Annotated in this window: 21 protein-coding genes and 1 pseudogene; 4 read left to right on the top strand and 18 right to left on the bottom strand. The window is 65.2% G+C overall.

Features of this window, described 5'->3' with window-relative positions; translation table 11 throughout:
- On the bottom strand, positions 1 to 547 hold a 547-nt coding region (locus tag CGX12_RS20115), incomplete at its 3' end, for a type 1 glutamine amidotransferase family protein (RefSeq protein WP_497045549.1).
- 11 nt (positions 548 to 558) lie between these two features.
- Positions 559 to 1680, bottom strand: coding sequence for an alanine dehydrogenase (gene ald, locus CGX12_RS15190; RefSeq protein ID WP_094040704.1), 1122 nt, complete (start codon positions 1678 to 1680; stop codon positions 559 to 561).
- Positions 1681 to 1824: 144 nt separating this feature from the next.
- On the opposite strand from ald, the gene CGX12_RS15185 reads away from it, so the two are divergent.
- On the top strand, positions 1825 to 2367 hold the full coding sequence (locus CGX12_RS15185; RefSeq protein ID WP_094040703.1) for a cupin domain-containing protein: 543 nt from the start codon (positions 1825 to 1827) through the stop codon (positions 2365 to 2367).
- A 423-nt stretch (positions 2368 to 2790) separates the two neighbouring features.
- Here the strand turns inward: CGX12_RS15185 and CGX12_RS15180 are convergent, their stop codons facing one another.
- From CGX12_RS15180 to CGX12_RS15150, 7 genes are all read right to left on the bottom strand, one after another.
- Positions 2791 to 3330: a cupin domain-containing protein gene (locus CGX12_RS15180; protein WP_094040702.1), complete on the bottom strand. Its 540-nt coding sequence runs from the start codon at positions 3328 to 3330 to the stop codon at positions 2791 to 2793.
- Between the two features lie 10 nt (positions 3331 to 3340).
- Positions 3341 to 4189: a putrescine ABC transporter permease PotI gene (gene potI / locus CGX12_RS15175; protein WP_094040701.1), complete on the bottom strand. Its 849-nt coding sequence runs from the start codon at positions 4187 to 4189 to the stop codon at positions 3341 to 3343.
- 2 nt (positions 4190 to 4191) lie between these two features.
- Positions 4192 to 5085 (bottom strand): putrescine ABC transporter permease PotH, encoded by an 894-nt coding sequence (gene potH / locus CGX12_RS15170; RefSeq protein ID WP_094040700.1) that lies wholly within the window; start codon positions 5083 to 5085, stop codon positions 4192 to 4194.
- A gap of 10 nt (positions 5086 to 5095) precedes the next feature.
- Positions 5096 to 6217: a putrescine ABC transporter ATP-binding subunit PotG gene (gene potG, locus CGX12_RS15165; protein ID WP_094040699.1), complete on the bottom strand. Its 1122-nt coding sequence runs from the start codon at positions 6215 to 6217 to the stop codon at positions 5096 to 5098.
- Positions 6218 to 6306: 89 nt separating this feature from the next.
- Positions 6307 to 7419, bottom strand: coding sequence for an extracellular solute-binding protein (locus tag CGX12_RS15160; protein ID WP_094040698.1), 1113 nt, complete (start codon positions 7417 to 7419; stop codon positions 6307 to 6309).
- Between the two features lie 14 nt (positions 7420 to 7433).
- Positions 7434 to 8810, bottom strand: a complete 1377-nt coding sequence (locus tag CGX12_RS15155; RefSeq protein WP_094040697.1) for an aspartate aminotransferase family protein — start codon at positions 8808 to 8810, stop codon at positions 7434 to 7436.
- 18 nt (positions 8811 to 8828) lie between these two features.
- A complete protein-coding gene (locus tag CGX12_RS15150) occupies positions 8829 to 10187 on the bottom strand; it encodes a glutamine synthetase family protein (protein ID WP_408645703.1) in 1359 nt (452 codons plus the stop codon).
- Between the two features lie 215 nt (positions 10188 to 10402).
- Here CGX12_RS15150 and CGX12_RS15145 point away from each other — a divergent pair, with 215 nt between their 5' ends.
- From CGX12_RS15145 to CGX12_RS15135, 3 genes are read left to right on the top strand one after another with little or no spacing between them, the layout of a single operon-like run.
- Positions 10403 to 11761 carry a glutamine synthetase family protein gene (locus CGX12_RS15145; RefSeq protein WP_094040696.1) on the top strand — a complete coding sequence of 453 codons (1359 nt, stop codon included), beginning with the start codon at positions 10403 to 10405 and terminating at the stop codon, positions 11759 to 11761.
- Positions 11762 to 11776: 15 nt separating this feature from the next.
- Positions 11777 to 13051 (top strand): NAD(P)/FAD-dependent oxidoreductase, encoded by a 1275-nt coding sequence (locus CGX12_RS15140; protein ID WP_094040695.1) that lies wholly within the window; start codon positions 11777 to 11779, stop codon positions 13049 to 13051.
- Positions 13052 to 13104: 53 nt separating this feature from the next.
- The gene (locus CGX12_RS15135) at positions 13105 to 13365 is read left to right on the top strand and encodes a DUF1289 domain-containing protein (protein ID WP_094040694.1); all 261 of its coding nucleotides are present in this window, start codon (positions 13105 to 13107) and stop codon (positions 13363 to 13365) included.
- On the opposite strand, the gene CGX12_RS15130 is transcribed toward CGX12_RS15135, so the two are convergent.
- The 9 genes and pseudogenes from CGX12_RS15130 to napG form a co-directional block, all read right to left on the bottom strand.
- Positions 13362 to 14207 carry an alpha/beta fold hydrolase gene (locus tag CGX12_RS15130; RefSeq protein WP_094040693.1) on the bottom strand — a complete coding sequence of 282 codons (846 nt, stop codon included), beginning with the start codon at positions 14205 to 14207 and terminating at the stop codon, positions 13362 to 13364. The genes CGX12_RS15135 and CGX12_RS15130 overlap by 4 nt on opposite strands.
- Before the next feature lie 168 nt (positions 14208 to 14375).
- On the bottom strand, positions 14376 to 14819 hold the full coding sequence (gene moaE, locus CGX12_RS15125) for a molybdopterin synthase catalytic subunit MoaE (RefSeq protein WP_094040692.1): 444 nt from the start codon (positions 14817 to 14819) through the stop codon (positions 14376 to 14378).
- A 1-nt stretch (position 14820) separates the two neighbouring features.
- Positions 14821 to 15066 (bottom strand): molybdopterin synthase sulfur carrier subunit, encoded by a 246-nt coding sequence (moaD, locus tag CGX12_RS15120; RefSeq protein ID WP_094040691.1) that lies wholly within the window; start codon positions 15064 to 15066, stop codon positions 14821 to 14823.
- Positions 15063 to 15539, bottom strand: a complete 477-nt coding sequence (moaC, locus tag CGX12_RS15115) for a cyclic pyranopterin monophosphate synthase MoaC (protein WP_094040690.1) — start codon at positions 15537 to 15539, stop codon at positions 15063 to 15065. Before moaC ends, moaD begins: the two co-directional genes overlap by 4 nt.
- A gap of 4 nt (positions 15540 to 15543) precedes the next feature.
- Positions 15544 to 16053 carry a molybdenum cofactor biosynthesis protein B gene (moaB, locus tag CGX12_RS15110; RefSeq protein WP_094040689.1) on the bottom strand — a complete coding sequence of 170 codons (510 nt, stop codon included), beginning with the start codon at positions 16051 to 16053 and terminating at the stop codon, positions 15544 to 15546.
- Between the two features lie 136 nt (positions 16054 to 16189).
- Positions 16190 to 16783, bottom strand: a complete 594-nt coding sequence (locus CGX12_RS15105) for a cytochrome c3 family protein (protein ID WP_094040688.1) — start codon at positions 16781 to 16783, stop codon at positions 16190 to 16192.
- A 9-nt stretch (positions 16784 to 16792) separates the two neighbouring features.
- A complete protein-coding gene (locus CGX12_RS15100; RefSeq protein WP_094040687.1) occupies positions 16793 to 17242 on the bottom strand; it encodes a nitrate reductase cytochrome c-type subunit in 450 nt (149 codons plus the stop codon).
- Between the two features lie 20 nt (positions 17243 to 17262).
- Entirely contained in the window at positions 17263 to 18126 is an 864-nt protein-coding gene (napH, locus tag CGX12_RS15095; RefSeq protein WP_094040686.1) for a quinol dehydrogenase ferredoxin subunit NapH, read from the bottom strand.
- Positions 18126 to 18695 (bottom strand): annotated as a pseudogene (napG, locus tag CGX12_RS15090) (ferredoxin-type protein NapG); the annotation flags it as partial. The pseudogene napG and the gene napH, both read right to left, overlap by 1 nt.
- Positions 18696 to 18861 lie beyond the last annotated feature (166 nt).

Genomic DNA, 18861 nt, shown 5'->3' with positions numbered 1-18861 from the left:
GTCTCCGCCGTCTCTCCGAGCCCACCCCGTCCCCTCGGCGGCCCTTGGTGATGTTGGCGGGCGACCAACCCCATGCTGAAACGCGGTCCGACCAAACCAGAGGCTGCCCGAGCCCCCCGGGAGGGGTGGGAAACCCAGTGGTGGGGCCTTCTTTTCCACCACCTCCCCCACCCCCGCCCCCCCCCGGCCACGCCGCACAACCAGAGCCCCTCCCGCGACCCACACACGAGCGCACCCCAAGGTTCGCCGCATGATGGCCCCCCTCCGCGGCGCGGGGCTCCCCCGCCGCCAGCAGCTCATGCACCCGGGCCTTCAAGCGGACCAGCCAGGGGTAGTCGCCGAAGGCGTCGTGGCGGGCCCCGCTGATGATCCAGCCGTCCAGCCGGGTCTCCGGCGCCGGCAGTTCTCCGGCCTCGGCATCGAACACCCGCAACCGGGCCGAAGGCATCACCTCGCGGATACGGTCGAGAAAGAGATCGGGATAGTCGCCGCCGGTACGGCGAAAATCCCGATCGATATGATCACAAAGCAACAATCCGAGCTGCATAGGGCTCCTCGTCAGATACCCGCCAGTACATCCTCCAGCGGGGTATGGGGCATGCCGTGGGCCTCGGCCACCGCCTGATAGATAACCTGGCCGGCGTGCACATTCAGGCCCCGGGCCAGGTGTTCGTCATCCTGCAATGCCCGCCGCCAGCCCTTGTTGGCCAAGGCCTGGATAAAGGGCAGGGTGGCGTTGGTCAGGGCGAAGGTCGAGGTGCGTGCCACGGCGCCGGGCATGTTGGCCACGCAGTAGTGAACGATGCCGTCCACTTCATAGGTAGGCTGGCGGTGGGTGGTGGCCCGGCTGGTCTCGAAACAGCCGCCCTGGTCGATGGCCACGTCCACCAGCACGGCGCCCTTGGGCAGCAGTTTCAGCATGTCGCGGGTCAGCAACTTGGGCGCCGCCGCCCCGGGGATCAGCACGGCGCCGATCACCAGATCTGCCCGGGGCAACTCGGCTTCAATGGCATCCCCGGTGGAATACAGGGTCTTCAGGCCGGGGCCGTAGAGGCCGTCCAGCTCCTTCAGCCGCGGCAGTGACTTGTCGAACAGGGTGACGTCGGCGCCCAGCCCCAGGGCCATGCGGGCGGCATTGATGCCCACCACGCCGCCGCCCAGCACCAGCACCCGCGCCGGCGCCACCCCGGGCACCCCGCCCAGCAGCACCCCGCGGCCGCCCTGGGCCTTTTCCAGGCAATGGGCGCCGGCCTGGATCGCCATGCGTCCGGCCACCTCGCTCATCGGGGCCAAGAGCGGCAGGCCGCCCTGGCGGTCGGTCACGGTTTCATAGGCGATGGCGGTGCAACCGGCATCGAGCAACCCCTGGGTCTGGGGCAGATCCGGTGCCAGGTGCAGGTAGGTGAACAGCACCTGGCCGGGCCTGAGCCGCCGGTATTCCTCGGCCTGGGGCTCCTTGACCTTGACTATCATCTCGGCGCGGGAGAACAGCTCGGCCGCCTCCGCCACCAGTTCGGCGCCGGCGGCCCGGTAATCCTCATCCAGCAGGCCGATGGCGGCGCCCGCCCCGCTCTGCACCAGTACCCTGTGGCCGTCCCGCACCAGTTCCTTGACGCCGCCGGGGGTCATGCCCACCCGGTACTCGTGGTTCTTGATTTCCGTCGGTACTCCGATATCCATATCCACCTCTGTGTGTCGGCCGCGTTGTGGGTTAGAATGCGCGCCGGATCAACGGCATCGCCCTGATCTTGTTATAGAATCGATGGCATTATCTTGCTCGCATCCGTTTTGATATTCAATTGGACTCAAGGAGAATTCCCGCAGATGGACATTGGCAATCGTCTGAAAACCGTACGGCAACAGGCCCAATTGTCCCAGCGTGAGCTCGCCAAGCGCTCCGGGGTGACCAACGGCTTTATTTCCCAGGTGGAAAAGAACCAGGTCAGCCCCTCCATCGGCTCCCTGAAACGGCTGCTCGACGGCCTGCCCATGTCGCTGGCGGAATTCTTCGCCGAGGCCGAGGATAACAGCAACCCGGTGGTGTACCGGGCCGAAGAGCAGCCCGAGCTGGGCTCCGGTGACATCAGCTACCGCCTGATCGGCGGCGGCTTTCCCGGCCGCGCCATCGGCCTGCTGCGCGAAACCATGCCGCCGGGGGCCGACACCGGCCCCGAGCTGCTCAGCCACGCCGGCCAGGAATGCGGGGTGGTGCTCCGGGGCCGGTTGCGGCTCACCGTGGGCGGGCAGGAGTTCGAGCTGGGCCCGGGCGACGGCTACTATTTCGACAGCACCCAGCCCCACCGCTTCATCAGCATCGGCGACCAGCCGCTGGAGCTGGTCTCCGCCAATACTCCGCCTTCTTTCTAAGAACCTGTTTACGATCTGGTGTACGCGGCCAAAGAGCACTACTCCGCCGACTCGCCGTAAACCCATCCTTGGGGGCTCGACGGCGCCATCCCTGGCGCCAACGGTCGGCGGAGCAGCACTCTTTGTCCTCTCCAAAGCTCGGTGTCGCCTGTTGGTTAGACCATCAGCCAACAGAGGGGCTTGGAAGAGGTAACAGGGATTACCTCCACCGACCGTCACATGCCAGGGATGGCATGTGCCGAGCGCCACAGGGGGCGAGCTTGCTCGCCGTGACGAGCCATTTCAGCCTGACCGAACATCCAGTGAATGTTCGCAGCAGGCTGAAACGGCGAGTGTCAGGTCCCGAAGCGTGTCGGTGGAGGTGGCCCTGTTGCCTTTTCGTTGGGTGGTAACAGGCAACCTTTCAAAGACCTTAAACAGGCTCTAGAAGGTCGGCGGCGTGGCCGCCGACACCAGCTCGCACACCTCGGTGCCGATATTGCGAAAACGGTGGGGCTCCCGGGTATCGAAGTAGTAGCCGTCCCCCGCCCGCAGCAGGCAACAGTGCTCGCCCACCGTCACCTCGATTTCGCCCCGCAGCACCAGGCCCGCTTCCTCCGCCTCGTTGCTCAGCATGCCGGGGCCGGTGTCGGCTCCGGGCGGATAGAGTTCCCGCTGCAGTGCCAGCCGGCGCCCGTGCAGGGGGCCCACCAGCCACATCTGCACCTGGCCGCTGCTCATGGGTACCAGCTCGTGACCGCGGAAAAATACCTGACGGCGCGGCGCCTGCTCCAGGCTGAAAAACTCCCCCATGGAGATGGGAAAGCCGTCCAGCACCCGTTTCAGGGTGGCTACCGAGGGGTTCACCGCCGCCTGCTCGATTTGCGAGATCAGGCTGTTGTTGACCCCGGCACGCCGGGCCAATTCCCGCTGGGACAGGCCGTGGCGGGTGCGCAGCCACTTCAGTCGTTCCGCCAGCTCCATGCTCCCTCCCCTAGCCGCCGGCGCGGACGGCGGCCGCTTCCTGGGCGCGGCGCCGCTCGGCCCGGGCCATCAGCCACCAGCCGATAAAGGTGACCAGGGACACGATCAGGATGATGATGGTCGCCAGGGCGTTGATCTTGGGGCTGACCCCCAGGCGCACGCTGGAGAACACCACCATGGGCAGGGTGGTGGCGTTGGGCCCGGACACGAAGCTGGCGATGACCAGATCGTCGAGGGACAGGGTAAAGGCCAGCAGCCAGCCGGCGATGATGGCTGGCGCGATGATCGGCAGGGTGATCACGAAGAACACCTTGAGCGGCCGGGCCCCCAGATCCATGGCCGCCTCTTCCACCGACTTGTCCAGCTCCCGCAGCCGGGAGCTGACCACCACCGCCACATAGGCGGTGCAAAAGGTGACGTGGGCAATCCAGATGGTGCTCATGCCCCGCTGGGACGGCCAGCCCAGCCAGTCGCCCATGGCCACGAACAGCAGCAGCAGCGACAGGCCGGTGATCACCTCGGGCATCACCAGCGGCGCCGTGATCATAAAGGCGAAGCCGCTCTCGCCCTTGAAGCGGCCGATGCGGGTAAGCACGAAGCCCGCCACCGTGCCCAGCACCACGGCGGCGGTGGCGGCAAAGAAGGCGATGGTCAGGCTCAGCCCCACCGCCTGCATCATCATCTGATCCCGCAGCAACTCGCCATACCAGCGGGTGGACCAGCCGGCCCACACCGTGACCAGGCGCGAGCTGTTGAAGGAGTAGATGATCAAGAGCAGCATGGGCAGGTAGAGAAAGCCGAAGCCCAGCAGCAGGATCAGGGGGCGCAGCCGGGAGCGGCTGACGGGAATGCCGTTCATGATCAGCCCTCCAGCTCTTTGCGTTGAATACGGTAGAACCACATGATGGGCGCCATCAGCAGCAACAGCATGACGCTGGCCACCGCCGCCGCTATCGGCCAGTCACGGTTGTTGAAGAACTCCTGCCACAGCACCCGGCCGATCAGCAGGGTATCGGGTCCGCCGAGCAGCTCGGGGATGACGAACTCCCCCACCGCCGGGATGAACACCAGCATGGAGCCGGCGATGATGCCGCCCTTGGTGAGCGGGACTATGACGGTGGCCAGCGTCTTCCAGGGCCGCGCCCCCAGATCCGCCGCCGCCTCCACCAGGGAATAGTCGAGCCGCATCAGGGCGGTGTAGAGCGGCAGCACCATAAAGGGCAGGTAGGCGTAGACGATGCCGATATAGACGGCGGTATTGGTGTTGAGGATCTGCAGCGGCGCCTCTATCGCCCCCAGCCAGAGCAGCAGGTTGTTGAGAAAGCCGTTGTTGCTGAGGATGCCCATCCAGGCGTAAACCCGGATCAGGAAGGAGGTCCAGGACGGCAGTATCACCAGCATCAGCAGCACGTTGCGGGTGGAGGGCCGGGAATGCACGATGGCCCAGGCCAGGGGAAAGCCGATCAGCAGGCACAGCAGGGTGGAAATGGTCGCCACCCGCAGCGACTGCAGATAGGACTGGAGATAGAGGCTGTCGGTCAGCAGGAACAGGTAGTTGCCGAAGTTGAGCACGATTTGCAGCTGCTCGTTGGCGAATTTCACCACCTCGCCGTAGGGCGGAATGGCCAGGGCCGCCTCGGACAGGCTGATCTTGAACACGATAAGAAAAGGGATCAGGAAAAACAGCAGCAGCCAGGTGTAGGGCAGCGCTATCACCAGGTTGCGGCCCAGCCTCAGGCGGGAACGAGCGTTCATCTTCACCTCCCTAGATCAGCAAGACGGCACAGCTGTCCGCCTCCCAGCGCAGATACACCCGGTCGCCCCAGGTGGGGTTGCCCTTGCGGTGCCGATCCACGTTGGGCAGGGTGGCCAGGATGCGCTTGCCCGATGCCAGGCGCACATGGTAGATGGACAGCCCCCCCAGGTAGGCGATCTCGTCCACCACGCCGCAAAGCCAGTTGCTGTCCCCGCCCGGCGCCTCGGCACAGAGGTGCATCTTCTCCGGGCGCACCGCTATCATCAGCGGCAGCCCTTCGGCGATGGACAGGCCGTGGTTGACCCGCAGCGGTTGCTCCAGTTGCGGACTGCGAATGAGGGCGCTGTCGGTTTCGTTGTGCTCCAGCACCCCCTCGAACACATTGACCGAGCCGATAAACTCGGCGCTGTAACGGCAGTTGGGGTATTCGTAGACGTCGAGCGGGTCCCCCACCTGCACCAGCCGCCCCTTGTTCATGATGGCGATGCGGCCGGCCATGGTCATGGCCTCTTCCTGGTCGTGGGTCACCATGACGCAGGTGACGCCTACCTGCTCGATGATGTTGACCAGCTCCAGCTGCATCTCTTCCCGGAGCTTCTTGTCGAGCGCGCCCATGGGCTCGTCCAGCAGCAGCAGCTTGGGCCGCTTGGCCAGGCTGCGCGCCAGGGCCACCCTCTGGCGCTGGCCGCCGGAGAGCTGGTGGGGCTTGCGCCGGGCGAAGTCTTCCATGTGCACCAGTTTGAGCATGTTGGCCACCCGCTCGGCGATCTCCGCCCTGGGCAGCCGATCCTGCTTGAGGCCGAAGGCGATATTGGCTTCCACCGTCATATGGGGAAAGAGGGCGTAGGACTGGAACATCATGTTGATGGGCCTGTCATAAGGCGGCACCTCGGCGATGTCGACCCCTTCGAGCAGGATCTCGCCCTTGCTCGGCTGTTCGAAGCCGGCCAGCATGCGCAGCAGGGTGGACTTGCCGCAGCCGGAGGCCCCGAGCAGGGCGAAGATCTCCCCCCGCCGGATCTGCAGGCTGACGTCGTCCACCGCAGGCTGGCCGTCGAACAGCTTGCTGACGTTGCGGATCTCCAGAAAAGGCCGGACCTCGGCCTGCTCTTCCTTACCGTTTTCCGGCATTATCACCTCCTTGAGAACATCCTTGAATGCCGACGGAGCCTTTCCCGTTGTCCTCTGCCCGGGTCCAGCTCCGTTCCGGGTTCAGTCGCTTAGCGTCCGGTCTTGACCCGGGTCCAGGCGCGGGTGATGGCCCGGTTCACGCTCTGGGGCAGTATCTTGGCGGTATAGAGCTTGGCCGCCGCTTCCTCGGTGGGGTAGATACCGGTGTCGTTCAGGATCTCCTCATCCACGAACTCCCTGGAGGCGCTGTTGGCGTTGGCGTAGGCCACATAGTTGGACACCCCGGCGATCACTTCCGGCTTCATCAGGTAATCGATGAGCTTGTGGGCGTTATCCGGGTGACGGGCATCCCTGGGGATGGTCAGCATGTCGAACCACATCAGGGCGCCTTCCTTGGGAATGCTGTAGGCCACCTCGACCCCGCGCCCGGCTTCTTCCGCCCGGTCCCGCGCCTGCAGGATGTCGCCGGACCAGCCCACCGCCACGCAGACGTCGCCGTTGGCCAGGTCGTTGATGTATTTGGAGGAGTGGAAGTAAGTGATGTGGGGCCGCAGGCTCAGCATCAGTTCGGCGGCCGGGCCGGTGTAGTCGTCGGCGTTGGTGCTGTTGGGATCCAGCCCCTGGTAGTTGAGGGCGGCGGCGAACACCTCGGTGGGGGCGTCGAGGAAGGCCACCCCGCACTGGCTGAGTTTTGCCAGGTTCTCGGGCTTCATCACCAGATCCCAGGAGTCCACCGGGGCCTCCTCGCCCAGCGCCGCCTTCACCTTCTCCACGTTGTAACCGATGCCGGTGGTGCCCCACAGGTAGGGCACGCCGAACCTGTTGCCCGGATCCTTTTCTTCCAGCAGCGCCATGATCTGGGGATCCAGGTTGCCATAGTTGGTCAGCTTGGACTTGTCCAGCTCCATAAAGGCGCCGGCCTGGATCTGCCGGCCCATAAAGTCGCCGGTGGGCACCACCAGGTCGAAGCCGGTGTTGCCCGCCAGCAGCTTGGCCTCCAGCACCTCGTTGGAGTCGAACACATCGTAGGTCACCTGGATGCCGGTCTCGGCGGTGAAGTTGGCCAGGGTGTCTTCCGCGATATAGTCGGACCAGTTGTAGAAGTTGACCTGGGGAGGCTCCTGGGCCTGGGCGCCCAGCGCCAGCCCCACGCCCGTGGCCAGCAGCCCCAGTCGAAAACCGTATCCTGTTTTTTGTGTCATGGTGTTCTCCGTCCTTAGTTGCCTGAGTTAGCGGTTAGTGTCTGATACGTCAAATCCAGCGCCCGGCGCGCCTTGGTGATCAGTTCGTCCACTTCGGCGTGGCTGATCACCAGGGGCGGCGAGATGATCATGGTGTCCCCCACCGCCCGCATCACCAGGCCCTGCTCGAAACAGTGCTCCCGGCAGATGAGACCGGCCCCGACCGCGCTGTCGAAACGGCGGTTGTCGGTCTTGTCGGCCACCAGCTCCAGCGCCGCCACCAGCCCCAGGCCCCGGGTCTCGCCCACCAGGGGATGATCCCCCAGCCCGGCCCAGGCCCGCTGCAGGTAGGGGCCGATATCGTCGTGGACGCGCTCGACGATGTTTTCCCGCCGCATCACCTCAATATTGGCCAGGGCCACGGCGCAGGCCACCGGATGGCCGGAATAGGTGAAGCCGTGGAAGAATTCCCCGCCGCCGATCAGCCCCTCGGCCACCCGGCGGCCCACCGCCACGGCTCCCAACGGCATGTAGCCGGAGGTAATGCCCTTGGCCATGCACAGCAGGTCGGGCTCGAGCCCGTAGTACTCGCTGGCGAACCAGTGGCCGGTGCGGCCGAAGCCGCAGATCACCTCGTCCACCACCAGCAGGATATCGTACTGCTTGCAGATGCGCCGGATCTCGGGCCAGTAGCTCTGGGGCGGAATGATGACGCCGCCGGCGCCCTGGATGGGCTCGCCGATAAAGGCCGCCACCCGTTCGGGGCCGAGTTCCAGGATTTTCTGCTCCAGTTGCCGGGCCCGCGCCAGCCCGAAGGCGTGCGGATCCTGCCCCTGCCCTTCCCCGAAGTGATAGGGCTGATCGATATGCACTATGTCGGGCAACGGCAGGCCGCCCTGGGCGTGCATCGGCTTCATGCCGCCCAGGGCGGCGCCGGCCAGGGTGGAGCCATGGTAGGCGTTGTGCCGGCTGATGATCACCTGCCGCCCGGGTTGGCCCTGGCTGGCCCAGTAGTGGCGCACCATGCGCACCACGGTGTCGTTGCATTCCGAGCCCGAGCCGGTAAAAAACACATGCTGCATGTCGCCGGGCAGCAGCCCGGCCAGGGTGGCGGCCAGTTCGGTGGCTTGCGGATGGGTGGTCTGGAAAAAGAGGTTGTAATAGGGCAGCCGCCGCAGCTGCCGGTCGGCGGCCTCAATCAGCTCTTCCCGGCCATAGCCCAGGTTGACGCACCACAGGCCGGCCATGCCATCGAGGATGCGGTGGCCGTCCGCATCCCACAGGTAGACCCCCTCGCCCCGCTCGATGACGCGGGTACCCTTGCGGTGCAGCGCCTGGCTGTCGGTAAAGGGATGCAGGTGGTGGGCGGCGTCCAGTTCCTGCAGGCGGCGACTTCCTTGTTGCTCTGCCATGGTCGGCTCCGTGCTCGGTTAGACGTTCAGCAGCAGGAACTCCCGTTCCCAGGCGCTGATCACGGTGAAGAAGGCCTCGTATTCCTTGCGCTTGACCGAAATAAAGGCGTTGACGAAGCGGGGGCCCAGGATCTGGCGCAGCTCCTCGCACTGCTCCAGCTCCAGCAGGGCCTCTTCCAGGCTGCGGGCCAGGCCGAAGGGCATGTTGTAGGCGCTGCCCTGCACCTGCTCGGTGGGCTTGAGCTTTTGCATCATGCCCAGGTAGCCACAGGCCAGGCTGGCGGCCAGGGCCAGGTAGGGGTTGGCGTCGGCCCCGGCGAAGCGGTTCTCGATGCGCCGGTCAGCCAGCCCCGAGCGCGGTACCCGCAGGCCCACGGTGCGGTTATCCTCGCCCCAGGCCATGTTGCGCGGCGCCGAGTCCCCGAACGCCAGCCGCCGGTAGGAGTTGACGTTGGGCGCGAACAGGGCCACGGCGCTCGGGATATAGCGCTGCATGCCGCCGATATAGTGCAGGAACCGCTCGCTGTGGCTGCCGTCGGCGTTGGCGAACAGGTTGTTGCCATTCTGATCCACCAGGCTCTGGTGGATGTGCATGGCGCTGCCCGGCTCGTTCTTCATCGGCTTGGCCATAAAGGTGGCGTACACGTTGTGGCGCATGGCGGCCTCGCGCATGGTGCGCTTGAACAGGAACACCTGATCCGCCAGATCCAGGGCATCACCGTGGATGAAGTTCACCTCCATCTGGGCCGCGCCGGACTCATGGATCAGGGTGTCCACCTCCAGCTCCTGGGCTTCGCAGAAGTCGTACATTTCCTCGAAGATGGGATCGAACTCGTTAACCGCGTCGATGCTGAACGACTGACGGGCGGTCTCGGGCCGGCCGTTGCGGCCGATGGGCGGCTCCAGGGGGTAGTCCCAGTCCTCGTTCTTTTTCACCAGGAAAAATTCCAGCTCCGGTGCCACCACCGGGCGCCAGCCCTGCTCCTCGTAGAGCCGGAGTACCCGGCGCAGCACGCTGCGCGGCGCTATGTCCACCGGGTTGCCATCGGCGTCGAAGCAATCGTGGATCACCTGGGCGGTGGGCTCGGTCGCCCAGGGTACCAGCCGGGGCGTGTTGATGTCGGCGTGCAGTTCCATGTCCCGTTCGGTCCAGTCGATGTTCTCGTCTTCCGGCCAGTCGCCGTTGACGGTCTGCAGGAAAATGTTTTCCGGCAGCCGCATGCCCCCTTCCTTCAGGAACTTGCTGGCGGGCAGTATCTTGCCACGGGCGTTGCCGGTGAAATCCGGCAGCAGGCATTCCACCTCGGTAATGGCGTGCCGCTGCATCCACTGCCGCAGCCACTCCATATCACGCTTTTCGGGATCTTGAACACTCATAACCAGGCTCATGGTTTAGGAAACAAAGGCAAGCATAGTCCATAATTGGCTAAAAATATGCTAGACATAGGAATTGCAGATACGCAAACAAATTATCAGGCCACCGGAAAGTAAACGAGATCGGGATCATAATTAACAAAAATATGGATATATTAAACACCGGTTTTCATGATTAGCTGCCAATCGGACCCGAATGACCCGTTAAGGATGACGCCATGAACAAGGCCCACAGCACCAGACACCATCATGCTCCCGACAGCCCCTGGGCCGACTACCAGTCCGTCGACCTGATGCTGTGCGACATCAACGGCGTACTCAGGGGCAAACGCATCCAGACCAGCGCCCTGGAAAACGCCCTGCGCGACGGCATCAGCCTGCCCGCCTCGGTGTTCGCCCTCGACATCACCGGCCAGACGGTGGAGGAAACCGGGCTCGGTTTCGCCCAGGGCGACAGCGATCGCATCTGCCGGCTGCTGCCCCATACCCTGGTGCCGGTGCCCTGGCACAAGACCCCCTCCGGCCAGATCCTGATGACCATGGAAGAGAGCGACGGCAGCCCCTTCTTCGCCGATCCGCGCCATGTGCTGCAAAAGGTGGTACAGCGGCTGCTGGACAAGGGCCTGCGTCCCTGCGTGGCGGTGGAGCTGGAATTCTACCTGGTGGATCAGAAGGAGGGCCCCGACGGCCTGCCTCAGCCGCCCATCTTGCCGGGCACCGACGAGCGCATGCACGACACCCAGGTCTATTCCCTGGACGATCTCGACAGCTGGGAAGACTTCCTGGTGCGGGTGGCGGAGGTGTGCCAGCTGCAGAAGATACCGGCGGACAACGCCGTGGCCGAATACGCCCCGGGTCAGTTCGAGATCAACCTGATGCACCAGCACGATGCCGTCGCCGCCTGCGATCAGGCGATACTGCTCAAGCGGGCGATCAAGGCCATCGCCATCAAGGAGGGCATGTACGCCACCTTTATGGCCAAGCCCTACAACGGCCAGGCCGGCTCGGGCATGCACATCCACGTCAGTCTGCTCGACGAGGCCGGCAACAATGTGTTCGCCGAGGATCACGAGCTGCTGCGCCAGGCCATCGCCGGCAACCTCAGCATGCTGCCCGAATGCATGGCGCTGTTCGCCCCCAACGCCAACTCCTACCGCCGGCTGCAGCCCCATATGTTCGTGCCGCTGCACGCCAGCTGGGGCTTCGACAACCGTACCGTGGCGCTGCGCATCCCCTCCGGCGACAAGGGCAGCACCCGGCTCGAGCACCGGGTGGCCGGCGCCGACGCCAACCCCTACCTGGTGGTGGCGGCCATACTGGCGGCGGTGGACCACGGCATCAGCGAGCAACTGCGTCCCCCCGCCCCCATCCAGGGCGACGCCAACAAGCTCGACCTGCAGTTGCTGCCCTACCGCTGGCAGGACGCCCTCGACCGATTCGCCCAGTCGCACCGGCTGTCCCAGTACCTGGGCAAGGATTTTCACCGCGCCTACCTCATCAACAAACGCCACGAGCTGGCCGAGTTCGACCAGCATGTCACCCCGCTGGAGTACCAGTGGTATCAACATCTGGTTTAGCCATCCGGAGCCCTTATGCAACAGCACGCCGATTCCTACTACGCCGCCTCCATCAAATATCCCCTGAGCTTCCCGCCCCTGGAAGACGATCTGGATGTGGACGTATGCATCGTCGGCGCCGGCATCACCGGGGCCTCGGCGGCACTGGTCCTGGCGGAGCGCGGCTACAAGGTGGCGGTGCTGGAAGGCAAGCTTACGGGCTGGGGCGCCTCGGGGCGCAGCGGCGGCCAGATGATCTTCGGCTACGCCTGCGATCAGGCCAAACTTACCCGGCTGGTGGGCATGGAGGCGAGCCGGGCCCTGTGGGACATCTCCCTCGAGGCCATGACGCTGATGCGCCGGCGCATCCATGAACACGCCATCGACTGCGATCTGGCCGATGGCCACCTGCACGCGGCGGTGAAGCCTCGCCACATGACCGAGCTGGAAAGCTGGGCCCGGGATCTGCGCCGGGACTTCGGCTACGACAAGCTCGAGCCGTGGAGCCGGGAACGGGTGCGGCAGCAACTGGACACCGAAGCCTACCTGGGCGGCCTCTACGATCCCGCCAGCGGCCATGTGCATCCGCTCAACTACACCCTGGGATTGGTCAAGGCCGCGGTGGCGGCCGGCGCCCGCTTCTTCGAACACAGCCCGGTCACCCGCATCGAGCGGGGCGCCACCCCGGTGGCCCATACGCCCACAGGAAAGGTACGCAGCCGGCACCTGCTGCTGTGCGGCAACGCCTACCTGGAAGGCGTCGCCCCCGAGATAGAGCGCAAGATCATGCCGGTGGGCACCTATATCACCGCCACCGAGCCACTGGGCGAGGAGCGCGCCCGCGAACTTATCCGCAACAACATGGCGGTGGCCGACATCAACTTCGTGCTCGACTATTTCCGCCTGAGCGCCGACCACCGGCTGCTGTTCGGCGGCCGGGTCAGCTATTCGCGGCTGGATCCCCTCAACCTGGCGGACACCATGGGCAAGCGGCTGCGCCATGTGTTCCCCCAATTGCAGGGCGTGAAGCAGCAATACACCTGGGGCGGCTATGTGGGCATCACCATGAACCGGGCGCCCCACTTCGGCCGCCTCGACGGCAATGTCTATTTCGCCCAGGGCTTCTCCGGCCACGGCATCGCCCTCACCGGCATGGCCGGCACCCTGATGGCCGACGCCATCGCCGGCAGCGCCGAGCGCTTCGATCTGTTCGGGCGCATCCCCCACCAGGATTTTCCCGGCGGCCGGCTGTTGCGCACCCCCGCCCTGGTGCTGGCCATGGCCTGGTACCGGCTGCGGGATCTGCTCTAGCCCCTTGCCGCGGGCGGCGAACTGTGCTCCATTTAAGCAAAGGGAGGAAACAGATGGAGCAACTGGAGTTTTTCGACGTCCCCAGCCCCTGCATCGGCGTCTGCCAGGTCAACAACAGGGGCTACTGCAAGGGCTGCTTTCGCAGCCGGGAAGAGCGCTTCAACTGGCTGACGTTCACCCCGGCCCAGCGCCGCGACGTCATCCGCCTGTGCCAGGACCGCAAGCGCCGGGTGCTGGCCGCCGCCCGCAAGAAACAGCTGGAGCTGGAGCTCGCCCAGCAGGACAGCCCACCCCAGGACTCACTGCCGCTTTAGGCCTGCAGCCGCTCGCTTATCCACTGGGCAATGCGCGCCGCCGGCGCTGCTTCCAGGTGCAGATGATGACCACCGGCCAGTTGCTTGAGCTCCAGTTGCGGCACCAGCGCCAGTTGCTGTTCGACCCGTGCCATGCCGATGCCCGCTTCCGCCATCACCAGCAGCACCGGCATGGACAGCCGGCGCAGAAAGGCCGCTACCTGCGGCTCGCACAGCCGCACCACCGACGGCTGGGTGAGCGCCAGATCGCTGCGCCAGTACCAGCCGTCGGCCTCCTCGCGCAATCCCCGCGCCAGCAGCCAGCCGGCCGCCTCCCGGCTCACCGGCCAGCGCCCGCCCATGCGCGCCTGTACCGCCTGCTCGAAGCTGGCGTAGGGTCGCAGGGCACGCCGTTGCAGCCGTCTGTTTTTCGCCAGCGCTTCGGCCATCTGCGCCGGCAACTCATCGGCGGGGGAATCGAGGGGCGCCAGGCCATCAAGCAGGAACAACTGGCTGACCCGCTCGGGGAAGGCCCCGGCGAACAGGCTGGCTACCCCGGCGCCCATGGAATGGCCGAGCAGGGCCACCCGTTCCAGCCTCAGCTCGTCGAGCAGGGCCTGCACATCGGCCAGGTTGTCCCAGATATAGTAGGGCTGGCCGGCGGGCCTGTGATCCGAGCACCCATGGCCGGCCAGATCCAGGGCGATCAGCCGCACTTCGGGCAACAGCCTGGCCAGCAGGGTGAAGCCGGCGGCGTTGTCGAGCCAGCCGTGCAGGGCCACCACCGGCATGCCCCGGGGATCGCCCCACTCCATCACCGCCAGCCGGCGGCCATGGTGCTCGAAACGCCACGAACGGTGCATGGGGACTCCTTGCTAGTGCGGAAATGGCAGGATGGTGAACGGCTACAGGGTTGGCCTTTCGGATGGCCATGCTAGCAGAGCGCCCGTTTGGCACCAAATATAAAAACGCCGGGCTGGTTCAACCCGGCGTTGAGAGTCAGTTTACAATCAGGCCACAGCGCAGCCCGGTCACCACTTTTCCGCGGCGCGGTTGTCGCTGTCCTTGGCTTCCACCCAGCGTTCCTCGCCGCCCGCCGTGGTTTCCTTCTTCCAGAAGGGGGCCCGGGTCTTGAGGTAGTCCATGATGAAATGGCAGGCTTCGAACGCCGCCTCCCGGTGGGCGCTTGCCACCCCCACGAACACGATCTGGTCGCCGAGTTCGAGCCGGCCCACCCGGTGGATCACCCGGCACTCCAGCAGCGGCCAGCGCCGGTGCGCTTCCTCCACAATCTGCGCAAGGGAATGCTCGGTCATGCCCGGGTAATGCTCCAGGGTCATGCCGCTGACCGCTTCCCCCTGGTTCATCTCCCGTACCTTGCCGACGAAGGTGACCACGGCGCCGGCCTGGTGCGAACGGCTGAGGGCGGCGTACTCCTCGCCCAGTTCGAAATCTTCGCGCTGTACCCGGATCATCTCAGCCTCCGGTGACCGGCGGGAAAAAGGCGACCTCGTCCCCGGCCTTGATGGGGCTGTCGAGCGGCACTATGGTGTGGTTCACCGCCGCCAGCAGCTTGTCGTCGGACAGCGCCAGGGCCCACTTGTCGCCGCGCCCGGCCAGGGCCCGGCGCAACGCCTCGACGTTGCCGTAGTCTTCGGCCAGTTCCAGTTCGTCCTGGCCCACCAGCTCGCGCACCTGCGCGAAAAATACCACCTTGATCATGACGCCTTGAAGTCTCCCGATTTGCCGCCCCGCTTTTCCAGCAGGCGAATGCCTTCGATGCGCATGTCCTTTTGCACCGCCTTACACATATCATAGATGGTCAGGGCCGCCACCGAGGCGGCGGTAAGCGCTTCCATCTCCACCCCGGTCTGTCCCGCCAGCTTGCAGTAGCTCTCGATGCGCACCCCGCCCTTTTCCTCGTCGGCCTCCAGCCGGACTTCCACCTTGGACAGCGCCAGCGGATGGCACAGGGGGATCAGATCGGCGGTTTTCTTGGCCGCCATGATGCCGGCGATGCGGGCGGTGGCGAACACATCCCCCTTGTGGTGCCGGCCTTCGATGATGAGCGACAGGGTATCGGGCGCCATCAGCACCCAGGCCTCGGCCCGGGCCTCGCGCACCGTCACCGCCTTGTCGCTCACGTCCACCATGTTGGCCTCGCCCGAGGCATTGATGTGGGTCAGTTCGCTCATGGGACTACACCAGGTGCTGCACGAAGTTGCAGGGCTTGTGGCGGGCATCGAGCTGCTCGGCCAGGATGCCGTTCCAGCCGGTGCGGCAGGCGCCGGTGGAGCCGGGCATGCAGAAGATGGCGGTGCGGTTGGCCAGCCCGCCCAGGGCGCGGCTCTGCACCGTGGAGGTGCCCAGTTCCTGGTAGGTGATATGGCGGAACAGCTCGCCGAAGCCGTCGATCACGGTGTCCAGCAGCGGGCCCACCGCCTCGGGGGTGGTGTCGCGGCCGGTAAAGCCGGTGCCGCCGGTGATCAAGACCACCTGGACCTCAGGGCTGGCTATCCAGCGGGAAACCAGGGCGCGGATGTCGTACTTGTCGTCCTTGAGGATGATCTTTTCCGCCAGTTGGTGGCCGGCGGCGGTGAGCGCCTCGGCCAGGAAGCGGCCCGAGGTGTCGGTCTCTTCGTTACGGGTATCGGAGACGGTCAGCACCGCTATCTTCAGGGGCACAAAGGCCTGGCTTGCATGACTCATGGCGTCCTCTCATTAATTTTTACATAAAGATAATAATTGAAACATTCTCGCACAGCGCGACGGAAGGTCAATCCGCAAAACAACAAAGCCTGGGGCAATAATGCCACAGGCTTTGGCGTCGTTCATAAGGGAAGGCTCAGAAACCCTCTACCCCACGCATGTTGGGCAACTGGTGGGCGATGCCCTTGTGGCAGTCGATACAGGTTTTCTCGCCGCTGGCCAGGGAGGTGGAGTGAGCCTGGGCGGCACGGCTGCCCTGCACACTGAAGTCCATGTAGTCGAAGTTGTGGCAGTTGCGGCATTCCCGCGAGTCGGTCTCCTTCATCCGCTGCCACTCCCGCTCCGCCATATAGCGGCGGTGGGCCTCGAACTTTTCCGGGGTATTGATGATGCCGGTGATCTTGCCCCAGACTTCCTTGGACGCGGCTATCTTGCGCACTATCTTGTGGGTCCACTCGTGGGGCACATGGCAGTCGGGACAGCTGGCCCTGACCCCGGAGCGGTTGGCGTAGTGAATGGTATCCCGGTACTCCAGATAGACGTTGTCGTGCATCTCATGGCAACCGATACAGAACTGTTCGGTATTGGTCACCTCCAGGGCGGTGTTGAAGCCGCCCCAGAAGATGACGCCACCGAAGAAGCCGAATACCAGCACCACGCCCACCGCCACCTTGCTGGGTGAACGGAAGGTTTGCCACAGCCGTTTGAGCAGGCTTTTCTTCTCCGCCATGAGGGCTCCTTACCGCAGGGATTCAACGGGAGTGAAGGTGTTGTCCACCAGCGGCTTGGCACCGGTCTGTGGCACGTGGCACTGCAGGCAGAAGTAGCGCCGCGGGCTGATGTCGCCCAGGGTCATGCCGTCCCGGGTTTCATAGTGGGTGGGGCTGACCCGGGGCGCGTTGCGCGCGGCCGCGTTTTTCCAGCCGTGACAGGCCAGGCAGCGGTTGACCTTGAGATCCACCTCGTAACCCCGCACCTGGTGCGGCACCAGGGGCGGCTGGTGCATGTACTGCCGGTCCTGAATGCCCTGATCCTTGACCGGATCCTTGATACGTTCGGCATCCTTGTCCACGTCCAGCGCCGTGTCGCCCCGCAGCGAACTCAGGCGCCCGCTGTGGGCCTCCACATCCTCCAGTTCGACCTGGGCCTGCACCATGCCCACCCAGGCCGCCAACAGTAGCGCTCCCATCACTTTTCCAGTCTTTCTCATCATTTTTTCTCCGCCTTATTTGCAAAACGGGTGGTGAAACTGAAGACGTCTTCCGCACACACGTCGATACAACGCCCACAATGGCTACAATCCGTCATCTTGATTTCGGGGCCATGGCCCCTTTTGGCGCCATGCACCGGCCCCTTCAGCACCTGGGGCTCGGGGCAGACCGCGTAACAATCCATGCAACTGGTGCAGTGTTCCCGGCCGGCTGCCGTCACCTGCAGGGGTCTCAGCTTGTTCACCAGCCCCCAGAAGGCGCCCTGGGGACACAGATGACCGCACCATCCCCTGTCGACCACGAAGCTGTCGAACAAAAACACCGCCACTATCAGCAACCAGCCCCAGCCCATGCCGAACAGCAGGCCCCGGTGCAGCAGGGATACCGGGTTGACCGACTCCCACACCACCACGCCGCCGATAAAGGGCACCACCAGTATGGTGGCCAGCAGCCAGTAGCGCAGCCGGCTGGAAAGACCCGAACCCTGGCGCAGCCCCAGCCGACGGCGCAACCAGCCGGCGGCATCGGTCACCGGGTTCAGCGGGCAGACCCAGGAGCAGAACACCCGCCCCCCGACCAGGACATAGCCGGCAAGGACGATCAGCGCCCCCAGCCAGGCCGTGAACACCGGCCAGTGCCCCGCGGCCAGCAGTTGCACCAGGACGAAGGGATCCGTCATCGGCACCGTGTCCATGAGCCGAGAGCTGGACAGGTTGCCTTCGATAAGCCAGATCCCGGCCCAGGGGCCGAGCAGGAACAGGCCCAGCACCGACAACTGGCACAGCCGACGCAGCAGCAGGAAACGGTGTGCCCGCCACCAGCCCTTGCGCTCCGTTGCCTCCGCGCCGGGGTATCGCTTCATCACTGTCCTCCTTCGGGACGGCGAGTCGGCAGGGTCAGCTGGTCCCCGATAAGGGACCCGCCGGCCTTCTCCTTCTCGACCCAGCCCCAGCGGTAGTGGGCGCCCAGCTCGCCCTTGGCGACTTCCCTGGGCAGCACCTTGATCGCCGCCTCTTCCAGCACGCAGGCATGTTCGCACTTGCCGCAGCCGGTGCAGGCATCCGAGTGCACGGTCGGGATGAACAGGGCGTGGTGCCCGGTCCTGCTGTTGTGGCTGGGTTCCAGGGTAATGGCCTGGTCGATCAGCGGGCAGACCCGGTAGCAGACGTCACAGCGCAGCCCCTGCCAGTTGAGGCAGGTCTCGTGATCGATCAGCACCGCCAGGCCCATGCGCGCCTCGTCGATGTCGGTCAGCGCCGGATCCAGCGCCCCGGTGGGGCAGGCCGCCACGCAGGGAATATCGTCGCACATCTCGCAGGGCACGGCCCTGGCCTCGAAGTAGGGCGTACCCGTGGTCACCGGGGTCAGCAGCCGGGCCAGCTTGAGGGTATCGTAGGGGCAGGCCTCCACCAATCCGAAGCCCCGGCACGAGGACGGCGCTTCCGCAGGGGGAGTGCTCTCGCCCGCGCTGGACAACTCGTGCGCATCGAGGCAGCCGTCCCTCAATGCCACCGCCCATGCTCACCACACATCCCGCGAAGCGACGTCAAACGATCCCAGGAAACGTCCACTACGCTGACTCCCCGGCTGGACTAGC

Origin of the sequence: Zobellella denitrificans (genome assembly GCF_002237365.1) — a bacterium.
In the GTDB taxonomy this organism is placed as follows: domain Bacteria; phylum Pseudomonadota; class Gammaproteobacteria; order Enterobacterales; family Aeromonadaceae; genus Oceanimonas; species Oceanimonas denitrificans.
The sequence above is the reverse complement of the archived record's forward strand: the minus strand, read 5'-3'. Positions and strand labels throughout refer to the sequence as shown.

Coding starts and splice junctions, on each gene's coding strand:
- CGX12_RS15100 (WP_094040687.1), bottom strand. CDS start 17,242: ATGGGAGCGCTACTGTTGGCGGCCTGGGTGGGCATGGTGCAGGCCCAG.
- moaC (WP_094040690.1), bottom strand. CDS start 15,539: ATGAGCGAACTGACCCACATCAATGCCTCGGGCGAGGCCAACATGGTG.
- CGX12_RS15135 (WP_094040694.1), top strand. CDS start 13,105: ATGGAGCAACTGGAGTTTTTCGACGTCCCCAGCCCCTGCATCGGCGTC.
- moaE (WP_094040692.1), bottom strand. CDS start 14,819: ATGATCCGGGTACAGCGCGAAGATTTCGAACTGGGCGAGGAGTACGCC.
- potG (WP_094040699.1), bottom strand. CDS start 6,217: ATGCCGGAAAACGGTAAGGAAGAGCAGGCCGAGGTCCGGCCTTTTCTG.
- CGX12_RS15150 (WP_408645703.1), bottom strand. CDS start 10,187: ATGAGTGTTCAAGATCCCGAAAAGCGTGATATGGAGTGGCTGCGGCAG.
- ald (WP_094040704.1), bottom strand. CDS start 1,680: ATGGATATCGGAGTACCGACGGAAATCAAGAACCACGAGTACCGGGTG.
- CGX12_RS15155 (WP_094040697.1), bottom strand. CDS start 8,810: ATGGCAGAGCAACAAGGAAGTCGCCGCCTGCAGGAACTGGACGCCGCC.
- potH (WP_094040700.1), bottom strand. CDS start 5,085: ATGAACGCTCGTTCCCGCCTGAGGCTGGGCCGCAACCTGGTGATAGCG.
- CGX12_RS15130 (WP_094040693.1), bottom strand. CDS start 14,207: ATGCACCGTTCGTGGCGTTTCGAGCACCATGGCCGCCGGCTGGCGGTG.
- CGX12_RS15145 (WP_094040696.1), top strand. CDS start 10,403: ATGAACAAGGCCCACAGCACCAGACACCATCATGCTCCCGACAGCCCC.
- moaB (WP_094040689.1), bottom strand. CDS start 16,053: ATGAGTCATGCAAGCCAGGCCTTTGTGCCCCTGAAGATAGCGGTGCTG.
- CGX12_RS15160 (WP_094040698.1), bottom strand. CDS start 7,419: ATGACACAAAAAACAGGATACGGTTTTCGACTGGGGCTGCTGGCCACG.
- CGX12_RS15185 (WP_094040703.1), top strand. CDS start 1,825: ATGGACATTGGCAATCGTCTGAAAACCGTACGGCAACAGGCCCAATTG.
- potI (WP_094040701.1), bottom strand. CDS start 4,189: ATGAACGGCATTCCCGTCAGCCGCTCCCGGCTGCGCCCCCTGATCCTG.
- napH (WP_094040686.1), bottom strand. CDS start 18,126: ATGAAGCGATACCCCGGCGCGGAGGCAACGGAGCGCAAGGGCTGGTGG.
- moaD (WP_094040691.1), bottom strand. CDS start 15,066: ATGATCAAGGTGGTATTTTTCGCGCAGGTGCGCGAGCTGGTGGGCCAG.
- CGX12_RS15180 (WP_094040702.1), bottom strand. CDS start 3,330: ATGGAGCTGGCGGAACGACTGAAGTGGCTGCGCACCCGCCACGGCCTG.
- CGX12_RS15140 (WP_094040695.1), top strand. CDS start 11,777: ATGCAACAGCACGCCGATTCCTACTACGCCGCCTCCATCAAATATCCC.
- CGX12_RS15105 (WP_094040688.1), bottom strand. CDS start 16,783: ATGGCGGAGAAGAAAAGCCTGCTCAAACGGCTGTGGCAAACCTTCCGT.